The 13,743-nt window shown below is 60.2% G+C and carries 11 protein-coding genes; 8 read left to right on the plus strand and 3 right to left on the minus strand.

The annotated features are described in order from the left end of the window. Positions 1-24 precede the first annotated feature (24 nt). Together katG and D5261_RS23100 are read right to left on the minus strand one after the other, a co-directional pair. Positions 25-2,286 carry a catalase/peroxidase HPI gene (gene katG / locus D5261_RS23095; RefSeq protein WP_245992674.1) on the minus strand — a complete coding sequence of 754 codons (2,262 nt, stop codon included), beginning with the start codon at positions 2,284-2,286 and terminating at the stop codon, positions 25-27. 18 nt (positions 2,287-2,304) lie between these two features. After that, complete coding sequence (locus D5261_RS23100) at positions 2,305-2,745, minus strand: Fur family transcriptional regulator (protein ID WP_119324879.1); 441 nt, start codon at positions 2,743-2,745, stop codon at positions 2,305-2,307. Between the two features lie 160 nt (positions 2,746-2,905). Here D5261_RS23100 and D5261_RS23105 point away from each other — a divergent pair, with 160 nt between their 5' ends. The 3 genes from D5261_RS23105 to D5261_RS23115 all read left to right on the plus strand — a co-directional run bounded on the left by D5261_RS23105 (position 2,906) and on the right by D5261_RS23115 (position 7,132). Continuing rightward, positions 2,906-3,970, plus strand: coding sequence for a LacI family DNA-binding transcriptional regulator (locus D5261_RS23105; RefSeq protein ID WP_119324878.1), 1,065 nt, complete (start codon positions 2,906-2,908; stop codon positions 3,968-3,970). 83 nt (positions 3,971-4,053) lie between these two features. Beyond that, the gene (locus tag D5261_RS23110) at positions 4,054-5,619 is read left to right on the plus strand and encodes a GH39 family glycosyl hydrolase (protein WP_218025778.1); all 1,566 of its coding nucleotides are present in this window, start codon (positions 4,054-4,056) and stop codon (positions 5,617-5,619) included. A 127-nt stretch (positions 5,620-5,746) separates the two neighbouring features. Next, a complete protein-coding gene (locus D5261_RS23115; RefSeq protein ID WP_125206371.1) occupies positions 5,747-7,132 on the plus strand; it encodes a DUF6055 domain-containing protein in 1,386 nt (461 codons plus the stop codon). A 24-nt stretch (positions 7,133-7,156) separates the two neighbouring features. Here the strand turns inward: D5261_RS23115 and D5261_RS23120 are convergent, their stop codons facing one another. After that, complete coding sequence (locus D5261_RS23120; RefSeq protein ID WP_119324876.1) at positions 7,157-8,011, minus strand: AraC family transcriptional regulator; 855 nt, start codon at positions 8,009-8,011, stop codon at positions 7,157-7,159. A 160-nt stretch (positions 8,012-8,171) separates the two neighbouring features. On the opposite strand from D5261_RS23120, the gene D5261_RS23125 reads away from it, so the two are divergent. Genes D5261_RS23125 through D5261_RS23145 form a run of 5 tightly spaced genes read left to right on the plus strand, consistent with a single transcriptional unit; the run spans position 8,172 to position 13,730 of the window. Beyond that, on the plus strand, positions 8,172-9,290 hold the full coding sequence (locus tag D5261_RS23125; protein WP_119324875.1) for a Gfo/Idh/MocA family protein: 1,119 nt from the start codon (positions 8,172-8,174) through the stop codon (positions 9,288-9,290). Between the two features lie 12 nt (positions 9,291-9,302). Next, positions 9,303-10,079, plus strand: a complete 777-nt coding sequence (locus tag D5261_RS23130; protein ID WP_119324874.1) for a hydroxypyruvate isomerase family protein — start codon at positions 9,303-9,305, stop codon at positions 10,077-10,079. Positions 10,080-10,103: 24 nt separating this feature from the next. After that, on the plus strand, positions 10,104-11,606 hold the full coding sequence (locus tag D5261_RS23135; RefSeq protein ID WP_119324873.1) for a glycoside hydrolase family 32 protein: 1,503 nt from the start codon (positions 10,104-10,106) through the stop codon (positions 11,604-11,606). Positions 11,607-11,649: 43 nt separating this feature from the next. Further along, positions 11,650-12,102 (plus strand): gluconate 2-dehydrogenase subunit 3 family protein, encoded by a 453-nt coding sequence (locus tag D5261_RS23140; RefSeq protein ID WP_119324872.1) that lies wholly within the window; start codon positions 11,650-11,652, stop codon positions 12,100-12,102. Next, positions 12,099-13,730, plus strand: a complete 1,632-nt coding sequence (locus D5261_RS23145) for a GMC family oxidoreductase (RefSeq protein WP_119324871.1) — start codon at positions 12,099-12,101, stop codon at positions 13,728-13,730. The genes D5261_RS23140 and D5261_RS23145 overlap by 4 nt, the downstream gene beginning before the upstream one ends. Positions 13,731-13,743: the final 13 nt, after the last annotated feature.

Consider the following 13,743-nt stretch of genomic DNA (forward strand, 5'->3'; position numbering starts at 1 on the left):
GGCCAATTTAGAACCGGGTCAAGCTCAGACCAGGTCGAAGCGATCGAGGTTCATCACCTTGGTCCAGGCCGCGACAAAGTCTTTCACGAACTTGTCCTGCGAATCGTCGTAGCCATAAACTTCGGCGATGGCGCGGAGCTCGGAGTTTGAGCCGAAGATGAGATCGACCCGGGTCCCGGTCCATTTGACGGAGCCGGTGGCGCGGTCGCGGCCTTCGAACACGTCGCTGGCTTCCGAAACCGCGCTCCACTTCGTTCCCAGATCGAGCAGATTGGCGAAGTAGTCGTTGGTGAGCGTCTCCGGACGGTTAGTGAAGACGCCGTGCGGCGAAGCGTCATAGTTCGTATTGAGGACACGCAGTCCGCCAACGAGCACCGTCAATTCGGGCACGGTCAGCGTCAGCAATTGCGCCTTATCGATCAGCAGCTCCTCGGCGGACGCCGTGTGCCGCGGGTTCAAGTAATTACGGAACCCATCGGCGGCCGGTTCGAGCGCGCCGAATGATTCGACATCGGTCTGCTCCTGCGAAGCGTCGGCGCGTCCGGGCGTGAAGGGCGCCTTGAGATCGTAACCGGCGTTCTTCGCCGCCTTCTCAACACCCACGCTTCCGCCAAGAACGATCAAGTCGGCAAGCGAGACTTGCTTTCCGCCCGACTGCGCGGCGTTGAACTCGTTCTGGATGTTTGTCAGGGTTTCCAGCACGCCAGGCAATTGCGCGGGATTGTTGACTTCCCAGTATTTCTGCGGGGAAAGACGGATGCGAGCGCCGTTCGCGCCGCCGCGTTTGTCGGAGCCACGGAACGTGGAGGCCGACGCCCAGGCGGTCGAGACCAACTGTGACACGGTCAGTCCGGAAGCGAGGACCTTGCTCTTGAGCGCTTCGATATCCTGATCGTCAACCAATGGATGCGTGACGGCCGGGATGGGATCTTGCCAGAGCAGTACTTCCGCAGGCGCTTCCGAGCCGAGATAGAGCGATCGCGGCCCCATATCGCGGTGCGTCAGCTTGAACCACGCCCGGGCGAAGGCGTCGGCGAATTGATCGGGGTTCTCGTGGAAACGGCGTGAGATCTTCTCATAAGCCGGATCAAATCTCAGGGCGAGATCTGTTGTCAGCATGGTGGGCGCGTGCCGCTTTGTGGGGTCATGAGCGTCCGGAACGGTATCGGCGGCGGCTCCATCCTTCGGCTTCCACTGGTTCGCGCCGGCCGGGCTCTTGGTCAGCTCCCATTCGAAACCGAACAGGTTCTCAAAGAAGTTGTTGCTCCACTTTGTCGGCGTCGTGGTCCACGCCCCCTCAAGACCGCTGGTAATGGTGTGGACTCCATTGCCGGCGCCGAGGGAGTTTCTCCATCCAAGACCTTGTTCTTCAATGCTCGCCAGCGCCGGCTCCGGACCGATGTGCTTGCTGGGATCGGCGGCGCCATGGGTTTTGCCGAAGCTGTGACCGCCGGCGATCAGCGCGACGGTCTCTTCGTCATTCATCGCCATGCGGCCGAAGGTTTCGCGAATGTCGCGCGCGGAGGCAATCGGATCGGGATTTCCGTTGGGACCTTCCGGATTGACGTAGATCAGGCCCATCTGAACGGCGGCAAGCGGGTTTTCAAGATCACGGTCCCCTGTATATCGTTTGTCTCCCAGCCACTCGGTTTCCGAGCCCCAGTAGACATCTTCTTCCGGCTCCCAAACATCTTCGCGACCGCCGCCGAAACCGAATGTCTTGAAGCCCATGGATTCCAGGGCGCAGTTGCCGGCCAGGATCATCAGGTCCGCCCAAGAGATCTTCTGGCCATACTTCTTTTTGATGGGCCAGAGGAGCAAGCGCGCTTTGTCGAGGTTGGCGTTGTCCGGCCAGCTGTTCAGCGGCGCGAACCGCTGCGCGCCCGCGCCGCCGCCGCCGCGCCCGTCCGTGATACGGTACGTTCCCGCGCTGTGCCACGCCATTCGAATGAAAAAGGGACCGTAGTGACCGTAGTCGGCCGGCCACCAATCCTGCGACGTGGTCATGAGCGCGAAGAGGTCATTCTTCACGGCCGCCAGGTCGAGCTTCTGAAACTCCTCCGCGTAATTGAAGGACTTGTCCAGCGGATTCGAAAGATGAGAATTTTGGCGCAGAATACCCAAATTCAGCCCATTGGGCCACCAGTCTCGGTTTCTCGTTCCCCCACCCGCCGTTTGGTTCAGGACTCCCCCAGAAAACGGACACTTACCCTCACCACTGCTTTCCTCATGATTGAGGGCGGAAATGATATCCGTCTCGAGACCGTCCACGTTGATGTCACTCATGAAAACTGCTCCCTTGGCTCATGTAGATAAAGTCTCTTGCTGACATTGGGGACACAAACCCCAAAAAATTACTTCCGCCTCCTGGATCACAAATCCATGATTAGCGGAAGGCTCCAGACAGGGAGCTGCGCCGACGGCGCAGTCCACGTCATTCGTCAGACCGCAAACGCGGCAGACAATGTGATGGTGGTTGTCCCCCACCCGCGCTTCATAGCGAGCCGGATGCCCCGACGGCTGGATGCGGCGAATGAGGCCAACCTCCTCCAAAACGTGCAGATTGTCGTACACGGCCTGGGTAGAGAGAGCCCCAAGCCGCTTGCGGGCCGCGACCGCAATCGCCTCCGCATCCCGATGCGATCCCTCACCCTGCACCGACATGAGCACGGCAAGACGCGGCGCCGTCACCCGCAGGCCGGCCCTGCGCAAGGAATCGTGAGTTGTGTTCTCGTCAGACGACATGATCGCTATTGTAAACGATAATCTGGAATAAGTCAAGATTACGAATAATTAAGTTTTAACCAGGTGGTCATATTTTTTCGTCGTTGACAAGCGGCGAAAGGAGTGGTAAAATCACTCATCACTTAACTGGTTAAGTGATGAGTACCGAGTGGGAAATGTCATGGCAACAATCAAAGATGTCGCGGAACGAAGCGGCGTCTCCAAGGCGACGGTTTCCTACATCCTCAACAACCGCCCCATCCCCATTGGGGTCGAAACACGGGAACGAGTCCTCGCGGCAATGAGAGATCTCAATTATCGTCCCGTGTCCGCCCGTCAAAGCTCCTCCGCAAAGCGCACGAACACGGTGGGAGTGATCTTTCCCAGCTTTGGAGGACGCCTTGTCGATCTGCCCTATTACAATTATTTGATCGATGGGATTCTGTTTGTCGCCATCCAAAGCAAGTGGAACACGCTCCTGTTCAATTGCGAGACCTGGGAGGACGCTCACCAGAGCCTGCGCAGCTACTGCGATGGGAGCTGCGCGGGGCTGATCCTGATCGGTCCGTCTCCCATGGGAGATCTCGTCGTCGCGCTCAAGGAGCGGGGCATCCCCTTTATCCTCATCAATACGGGAACGCAGCAGAGCGATATCTCCTCTGTGGATATCGATAACGAAGCCGCAGCCGTCCAGGCCGTCCGCTATCTGATCGATGAAGGGCATCGCCGGATCGCGATGCTGCCGGGGGCGGCCGGCCACGACAGTACGCAGCTCCGCGTACGCGGTTTCCGACGTGCATTGACAGAGGCCGGCCTGAAATACCGAGAAGAGTGGGTAATGCCAGGGGAATATTCGGAAGAATCGGGATACCAGCGCACTCATCTATTGCTCCAAGCCGAATCTCACCCTTCAAAGCGTCCCACCGCGCTATTCTGCGGGAACGATCTGGTCGCTCAGGGAGCGTACCAAGCCCTCGCGGAGAGGAATATCTCCGTACCCGACGATATGTCGGTGATTGGGATGGACGATCAGTTATTTGCCCGCACGATGAACCCGCCTCTCACATCGATCCGGCAGCCTCTCCAGGAGATCGGAGAACGAGCCCTGACCATCCTGATGGCGCAGATCGATCAGGGAGCGGTGAAGGATCGCACGGTCCGTAAGGTGTTATTGCCCGTAGAACTGGTCCGCCGCCGCTCCGTCGCTCCCCCACAAGCCTCGGCGCAGAACACCGATGGCGAATAGGCCGTGAGCCCCATACACATACAATCCATCTTTACATTTTATCGCAATCATTGCTATTAAGGACACACGGAAGGAACGACATCTTGATACTTCGAAATTGCCTGCTTGCTTTGGGCGCCGGCCTGATATTCACGACGCCTGCGGCCAGGGGCCAAGTCAAGGACGACGTGCGTCCCATCACCATCGATCTGAATGGGCCTTCGACGCCGCGCGATTACTTCTACAATCTCTCGGTAGGCTCCGATTACCCCGGCACTTTGATGCGCAGCGACAGCATGGAGCAGCTCAAGGTAGTACAGCAAGAGCTGGGTTTCCGCTATGTCCGTTTTCACGCGATTTTCCACGATATCATGGGCGCTTACAAAGAAGTCGATGGAAAGCCTGTCTACGATTGGACAAAGATCGACGATCTGTACGATCATCTGCTCAAAATTCACGTCAAACCCTTCGTGGAGCTGGGTTTTACTCCCGAAGCGATGAAGACCTCGAACAATCGCATCTTCTACTGGCAAGGCAATACCTCCCATCCGGAGCCGCATAAGTGGGCCGCGCTCGTCGAAGCATTCTCACGCCATATCGAGGATCGCTATGGAAAAAAAGAAGTGCGGTCCTGGTATTTCGAGGTCTGGAATGAGCCGAACTTAGATGGTTTTTGGGAAAAGGCGGACAAGGACGCATACTTTGCTCTGTACGACCTGACGACTCGCACCCTCAAAGGCGTGGACACAAAACTCAAAGTCGGCGGGCCTTCAACGGCGGGGGCCGCCTGGGTTCCGGAGTTCATCGAGCATGCGCACGCCTCCCATGTCCCAATCGACTTTATCACCACCCATACCTATGGGGTAGACAGCGGATTTCTGGATGAGGAGGGCCACGGCGACACCAAGCTGTCGCCTTCCAAAGACGCCATCATTGGCGATATTCGACGCGTGCGCCAGCAAATATCGGAATCGGCGACGCCGAATCTGCCGCTTTATTTTTCGGAATGGAGCACCAGCTACTCTCCGCGAGATCCAGTCCATGATTCGTATATCAGCGCCCCATATATCCTGACCAAACTCAAGGCCAGCCAGGGGCTGCTTCAGGGGATGAGTTATTGGACTTTCAGCGATCTGTTTGAAGAACCCGGCCCGCCAACCGCCCCCTTCCAGGGCGGCTTCGGTTTGATGAACCCGCAGGGAATCCGCAAGCCGGCTTATTTTGCGTACAAGTATCTGAACCAGTTGGGCGATCGAGAGCTGAAAACCGATGACGCGCAGAGCTTTGTGACGCGCAAAGGGAAGTCTATTCGGGTGCTGGCGTGGGATTTCGAGCAGCCCGAGCAGGACAAGAGCAATCACCCCTTCTACACCAAAGTGCTGCCCTCCAAAGCAGCGCCGCTTTTATCGCTCGACCTGAAAGGCGTCAAACCCGGCGACTATCAAGTCCGTCTATATCGGACGGGATTTCGAGCCAACGACGCCTACACGGCCTATCTGGAGCTGGGCTCGCCGAAATCTCTCAACGCCGGACTCATCCAGCAGCTCAATCTCCTGACGGCGGATCAGCCGATTACGACGGTCCTGAACGTTGATGCGTCTGGAACGGCGAGGTACAGCGCGCCGATGAGCGCCAATGATATCGTTCTGATAATGATAGAGCCGAGATAGTCAGAGGTCAATCGATTCCATGCGTATGGCGGATCGTCCATATTATACAGATCCGCCTGTCCTCTATAATGGCTGCGAAACCTTCGGCGCAAAGCATGGCGCCGCACGACGGAAGGACGCAGAGATCGTGAAAGTACAGAACCCCGGCCGGCGAGTTTTTTGCGCCGCTTGCTTCCAGTCTCTTGTGGCGGTCACTCTCGCCGGCGGCGGCTCTCCTCCGGCGGTCGCCGCCTCTCGCTCGCCCAAGAACCCAGCCGCAAAACGGTTATATCTCCCGGACGAGATCTGGATGGTCCCGAAAGGTAACGATTTCACCGACGATCGCAGTGAGTTCAGTCACCAAAGGAAAGCGGAGTCCCCGAACTTCGCGCTATTCTGGGCGAAGGAATATGGGAGCGATCCGTCGCTCAATTCCGATCCGGCCAAGCGATTCCAGGTGGATGCGGTGCTGCGCGAGTGTGAGAGGTTTTACGACTGCTATGTCCACCGGCTGAAGTTCGTCGAGAGCGGACACTCCGTCGCGGACAAGTACAAAATCCTCGTCATCGTCTTCGGCGGGGACGACGGAACCGCTTATGGCGGGGCGGACGGCTCTTTGGGGAAGCTGTGGGCGCCAGCCGTCCGCATCAGCCGCCCGCCCTACGGCGCCGTGGCGCACGAACTGGGGCATACCTTCCAGTCGTTCGTGCATACCGACGGGGCGGCGGGGTTCAGCAACACATCGCACGCCATCTTCGAGATGACGTCGCAGTTTATGCTCTGGCAGGTCTACCCGGAATGGATGACCTTCGAGAATTACCATCTGGTGAACTACTTGAAGAACACGCACCTGGCGTTTCTCCACGAGGCGAACCAGTACTGTTCTCCCTATGTCCTGGAGTACTGGTCCAGCCGCCACGGCGTGGATTTCGTCGGGAAGCTTTGGCGTGAGGCGCGTCCGGGAGAGGATCCCGTGATGGCCTACCAGCGGCTGACGGGACTGAGCCAGTCGCAGTTCAATGATGAGATGTTCGATGCGGCGCGCCGGTTCATCACCTGGGATCTGAAACGGATCGAAAAGGTGGCCCATCCGTACGCCAACCAGCATCGGAGCGCGCTGAACCCGGTGGAGGACGGCTGGTATCGCATCGCGGAAAGCAACTGTCCCCAAAACTATGGTTACAACGGGATTCGACTGAAGGTCCCCGCCGCCGGAACTCAGGTCGCCCTGAACTTCAAAGGCGTCGCCGGCGCTCCGGGCTTCCAGGCTGTCCATACCGAGCGGGCTGGCTGGCGGTACGGGTTTCTAGCGGTGAAGCAGGACGGCCGACGCGTTTACGGCCCGGCGTTCTCCGATGTCTCCGGCGTTCACCAGTTCACCGTCCCCGCCCAAACGGCGTTCCTCTGGCTGGTAGTCAGCGGGGCGCCGACAGAGCACTGGACTCACTTGACGGATAAGACGGCCGGCGAGCAATGGCCCTACCAGATCCAGCTCATCGGGACGTCGCCCGACGACACGATGATCGTCCACTGAATACGATCCGCTTCTCCGCGCTCCCTATTCTTTCCCTTCCAGCGCATTACCCGTGGAGGAGCGGCGGAACTCCGATGGCGATAATCGGTATCGGCGCTTGAATTGCTTCGAGAAGTAAAAGGGGTCCGCGAAACCGGTGCGGGCGGCGATCTCCGAGATGCTGAGGTGCAGGTCCTGCAAAAGATGCGCCGCCCGGCGCAGGCGAAAATCCAGGACGTAATCGATGGGTGACGAGCCAAAGCAGGCTTTGAACTCCGCGCTAAAGTGGCCGATGGAGAGCTGAGCGACCTCCGCGAGGTCCGTGAGTGTCACCGATTGCGCGATATTATCCTCAATATACTGAAGCACGGCCAGCAGCCGATTGCGCCGCAATCCTTCCTGCCCATCCTCCCCCAGCCCGCGTCTTAACTGCGACATCCAGATACTGAAGTGGCTTTTCAAAATCACCGGATCTGGCTGCGCGTGCGTCTTCAATTCCGTCAAAATCGCCTGCAAGTGCCAATCGATCAGCGCGGCGTTCTTTAGCTGCACCGGACGATCCAGCGCGAGGCTGCTATACTGGATGATCTCGTCCGCCTCCGGGCCGTCGAGATGGATCCACGAGTGGCTCCACGATCCTTCCTGACTTCCGTAGAGATGCTCCGTATTCGGCCCCCAGATGACGAACATATTGGGCGGATAGGCCAGCATTTGCCCCTCGACGAAAAGCCGGGCGGCTGTGTGAAAATGCATAAAAATGTAGTCCGCAGTCGCGCTGTGATGGACAATGCGCGGCCCCATGCGTTCGTGAAGGCCGAGCGCCGGCACGAAAACCGGGGGCTCCTGAGCCCCGGATGGGAAGTAGTGCGGAGGCGCATACCAGAGTTCTGACGTTTGCATAATCTTAAGATACTCCAGGTTTTAGTAATATTGTCTATTTACGGCGATCGCCAGAGCATTTATAATGAAGTCAGCCAACCACGGGGATGTGCGAACTGGCGGGAAGAGTGCGGCCGCGCACGCCATAGGCGTGTGGCTGGCTTCTTAAGTGAGTAGTATCATGATCAATGCAATGAAAGTCGGAGTGATCGGCTGCGGCAATATTAGCGCCATCTACTTTGAAGCCGGACGCAAGTTCCGGAACATCGAAATAGTCGCCGCCGCCGATCTGCACCTGGAGCGCGCCCAGGCCAGGGCAGAGCAGTTCGGGATCCCGAAGGCGTGCGCCGTCGACGATCTCCTTGCCGACCCCGATGTGGAGATCGTGATCAATCTGACCGTTCCTGCGGCGCACTACGGCGTCTGCCTGAGCGCCTTACAGGCGGGGAAGCATGTTTATGTGGAAAAGCCCTTTTCGGCGACCCGTGAACAAGGCAAGCGTCTGCTGGATCTCGCCGCCGAAAAGGGGTTGCGGATCGGCGGAGCTCCGGACACCTTCCTGGGCGGCGGATTGCAGACTTGCCGGAAGATCCTCGATGACGGCTGGATCGGCCGTCCCGTGGCGGCCACCGCGTTCGTGATGAACACAGGGCCGGAGGGGTGGCATCCGTCTCCAGACTTCTTTTATAAGGCGGGCGGCGGCCCGATGTTCGACATGGGACCCTACTATCTCACGGCCTTAGTCTCGCTCCTGGGACCGATCCAGCGGATCAGCGGCAGCGCGCGCCGAACCCATCCCGAGCGTACGGCGACCAGCGAGGCGCTGTATGGCCGGAAGATCCCCGTCGAAATCCCGACCCATGTGGCCGGAACGCTCGACTTTGAATCCGGGCCGGTCGCCTCGATGATCATGTCGTTCGACGTTCACGCGCATCGCCTGCCCAATATCGAGATTTATGGCGCGGAAGGCACGCTGGCCGTTCCCGACCCCAATTGCTTCGACGGTCCGGCGCTAGTCCGCCGTCTGGACGATCGCGAATGGCGCGAGACGCCGCTGGCGTTCGGTTACCGCGAGAATAGCCGGGGAATCGGCGTCGCCGATATGATCGACGCCATACAAAGCGGCCGCGCCCACCGCGCCAGCGGCGAACTGACCTACCATGTCCTGGAAGCGATGCATGGTTTCCATGAGGCGTCGGAAAGCGGGCGAAGCTACGAGATGACCAGCGGCTGCGCGCGCCCGGCGCCGCTGAAGATGGGACCGTTACACGATTGCGCCGAGATGTCGGCATTTCGATAGAAAGAACGTACGATGATCAAACAGTCCTTTTCCTGGTGGGGTTTTGCAAACCAGGGCGTCGACGATGAGACGCTCCTGCGGGAGGCGAAGGCGATTGGATACGACGGCGTCGAACTCCTTCCCCCCACTCTCTTCCAGCAAGCTGTCGATCTGGGACTGTCCATTGTCACGCATGGCGGCCACGATTCCATCAGCAGCGGATTCAACGATTTGAGCCAGCATGACCGGATCGAGAAGGAAATCCTTGCCTTGCTGCCGGTCGCGGCGAAGTTTCAGATCCCATCGCTAATCGTTTTTAGCGGCGATCGTCGGGACGACCTCTCGGACGCCCAGGGATTGGAGAATACCGTAATCGGGCTGCGGCGCGTAGCGACGGCGGCGCAAGACGCGGGCGTAACGCTGATCCTGGAGTTGCTAAACAGCAAAGTGGACCATCACGGATACCAGGCCGACCACACGGCGTGGGGGGCCGAGGCATGCAGGCGCGTCGGCTCCGCGCATGTCAAGCTGCTTTATGATATCTACCATATGCAGATCATGGAAGGCAATTTGATCCAGACGATTCGCGATCATCACGAATATTTCGGACATTATCACACCGCCGGCAACCCGGGCCGGGGCGATATCGACCCCGCGACGCAGGAAATCAGCTACGCGCCGATCTTCCGCGCTATCGCCGCCACCGGCTACGACGGTTACATCGGGCATGAATTCGTATCGCGCGGCGCGCCGCTGGCGATGCTGCGGTCCGCTTACGATTTGACCAGAGACGCTTTCTCGTCTCGGTAACGTATCTCACCGGGAGACATCGACTTGGATATCGATCCGTTTCGCCCTTTGTACCATTTTTCGCCCCTGACGGGCTTCATGAACGACCCGAATGGACTGGTGTACTTCGAAGAAGAATACCATCTCTTTTACCAGTGGACCCCTGAGGGTGGAAAGCAGCATTGGGGACACGCGGTCAGCCCGGATCTTCTGCGCTGGCAGGACCTGGAGGTCGCCCTGGCGCCGGATGAGCTCGGGAGCATCTGGTCCGGGAGCGCCGTCGTCGATGAAAACGACGCCAGTGGATTTTTCGGCGGGCGCCCCGGATTGATCGCAGCTTACACCAATCAAAATCACGAGACGCCTCCCCATGGCCCGCAAGCGCAAAGCATTGCGTACTCGGCGGACCGGGGTCGAACCTGGACCAAGCACCAAGGCAATCCCGTGGCGCCGAACCCGGGCATCCCAGATTTTCGGGATCCCAAGGTGTTCTGGCATGCGACCACCGCGCGATGGATCATGATCCTTGCCGCCGGCTGCCATGCCGAAATCTGGACCTCCCGCGATTTGAAAGAGTGGGCGCACGCCAGCAGCTTCGGAGCAGCTCAAGGGACGCCGGAGTGCGTGTGGGAATGTCCCGATCTATTTGAATTGCCGATTGAGAACGAGCCGGGCCAAAGCCGGTGGGTCCTAGCCGGAAGCCCCATCATGCCCGCCTGTTATCCCCTGGAGAGCACGCGGACATGGTGCTTCGTCGGCGCATTCGATGGAACGACATTTATCTCCGAGACGCCGGCCCTTGAGCCGCTGTGGGTCGATTACGGACGAGACAACTACGCCTCCGTGACCTGGGCGAACGCGCCGGGCGGCCGGGCGCTCTGGATCGGCTGGATGAGCGATTGGGATTGGACATTTCAGGTCCCGACGCAGGGCTGGAGAAGCGCGATGACACTGCCGCGTGAGCTGACGCTGCGGCGAACGTCGGGCAAGCTTCAATTCATCCAAAGGCCCATTCGCGAAATCGAGAGCGTCCGGACAAGCATTTGGGAGATGAGTGACGTTTGTCTTGCGCCCGGCGAAGATCCGTGGGGTCACGTCCAAGGCGTTGCTCTGGATATCTCCCTGGAATTTGAGCCAGGCGACGCCTCCGAAGTCGGCGTCCGTGTCCGGGTCGGCTCCAGTGAACAGACGACGATTGGTTACGATGCAGCCGCCGGGAGATTGTTTGTCGATCGGACACGCTCCGGTCAATGCGATTTTCACCCGCGCTTTTCTGAGCGCCACGATGCGCCCCTGCCGGCCCGTAACGGACAGATCTCGCTGCGTATTCTGGTCGATGCATGCTCGGTGGAAGTCTTCGCGGACGACGGCGCGCTGGTGATGACGGACCTGATCTTTCCCGCAGCCGCCAGCCGCGGTCTCTCGCTCTATTCCAAAGACGGCGCCTGCCGGATCGCGCACGCCAGGATTTCGGAAGTGAGCCGTACGGTGGAGCGTCCCGCCCACGCCGAATCCCCAGCGGCGGGATGCGATCGCCAAAATCCTTGACAATCGTCCCGGCAATATTTCACTTTACGCAGAAAGTCACATTATGCCAATTCCCCCTCAAGCTCCTGCGGGAGCGCTTTTGTCGATCTTCGGAGCGCCGGGCGTCTCCGCCCTGCGGGCTCTCGTGGACACCTTGATCCCGCCCGACGACTATCCCGGCGGCTGGGACTGCGGCGTCGGCGATTATCTGGAGCGCGGCTTTACGGCCCAGCTTGCGCCGCACGTTCCCCTGTATCTTGCTTGCTTGGCGGCGCTGGACGCCGAAGCTCGCGGGCATGAGGATCGGAGTTTCGCCGAATTAGGACTGCCCGAGCGCACGCGGCTGCTTCAGCTTCTGGAAAAGGACGGCGGAGCGGCGGAGTGGCCGATCGCCCCCGTCCGGTTCATCCGCATCGCCGCCGAACATGCGGCGGAAGGATTCTATGCCGATCCGGCCAATGGCGGCAATAAAAATGAGATTTCGTGGAAAATGATCGGATTCGAGGTCGTGGGATGAAACATTACGATGTGGTGATTGTCGGCGCCGGCGCCGGCGGAGGGATCGCGGCGGGCGTGCTGGCGAACGCGGGTAAGTCGGTGCTGCTTCTGGAGCGCGGCCGCCCGCTCTCATTCGAGGATGTCGGCCGGGACCATTTGCGCAGCATGCGCTTCTCGCGCTACGGGGTGAACGCAGGCCCGGACCTCGACGGCGTCCCGCGCGTGTTTGTGGAGCAGGACGGCGCCACGCGTATTGTCGGCCCCCTGGACGGCGGATATCACAACCTCGCGGCCTGCGTCGGCAGCGGGACGCGCGTCTACGGCGGGCAAGCCTGGCGGTTTATGCCGCAGGACTTCCGGATGGCGAGCATCTATGGAACGCCGGCGGGCAGCTCTCTCGCGGACTGGCCGATCACGTACGACGATCTTGCGCCATTCTACGAGCGCGTGGAGTGGGAAGTGGGCGTGAGCGCGGACTGTGCGCGCATGAGCCATCTGCCGGAGTACCATCGCCAGTACCCCATGGAGCCGCTGCCGATGACCCGGCGGGCGAACCGGTTCGAGCAGGCGGCGCAGGGGCTAAATTGGCGGACCACACGCGTCCCGCTCTTGATCAACTCGAAGCCTTACGGCGGCAAGCCCGCCTGTATCCACTGCCAGCACTGCGTCGGCTACGCCTGCCCAGTCGACGCCAAAAACGGAACGCAAAGTACGGTAATCCCGCGCGCCATCGCCTCGGGCAGGTGCACGCTCGTCACCGGCGCCATGACCGAAAAGATCAATGTCGATGCGAGCGGGCGCGCCAGCGGCGTGACGTTCCACGATCGCGACGGCGTGCGTCAGGAAGTCGGAGCGGATGTCGTCGTGGCCGCCGGCGGCGCGATCGAGACGGCGCGTTTGCTGCTGAACTCGGCGTCTTCGCGCGAGCCGCTGGGCCTGGGAAACGCGAACGGCCAGGTGGGTCGCAGCCTCCAGGGACACTATTACGCCGGCTGCGTCGGACTGTTCGAGGACGACATTTGGGACGGAGTTGGGCCGGGCGCGTGCATCGGAACGTGCGAGTTCAATCACGGCAACGACGGGATCATCGGGGGCGGCCTGCTGGCGGACGACTTTATTGCGACGCCCATCAGCGCCTGGAACGGCATGCTCCCGCCGGACTTACCGCGCTGGGGCCTGGAAGCCAAGCAGTGGATGAGAAAGAACTATCGCCGGGTCGCCGATATCCGGGGTCCCGTCCACGAGATCCCCTCGCCGGAGTGCCGGGTCACGGTGGACACGGGAGTGCGAGATCGGTTTGGGATTCCCGCAGCGAAGCTGTCCGGATTCGCGCATGAGGAGACGGTCCGCACGGCGAACTTCATGGACGCCCGGGCGCGTGAATGGCTTCTCGCCGCCGGCGCCGTGGACGTCTGGGGAGGCGGACACGGACGGTACTTATCCGGCGGACAGCACCAGGCCGGGACCTGCCGCATGGGCGACGATCCCCACACAAGCGTCGTGGACGCATCGTGCCGCGTCCACGGCCACGACAACGTCTATCTTGCCGACGGCAGCGTGCATGTCACCAATGGCGGATTCAACCCCGTTCTGACGATCATGGCGCTGGCCTGGAGAACCGCCGAGGGAATCGCAGCCGCATGGTAGGCTGTTTATCGAA

Origin of the sequence: Capsulimonas corticalis, assembly GCF_003574315.2 — a bacterium.
In the GTDB taxonomy this organism is placed as follows: Bacteria; Armatimonadota; Armatimonadia; order Armatimonadales; family Capsulimonadaceae; genus Capsulimonas; species Capsulimonas corticalis.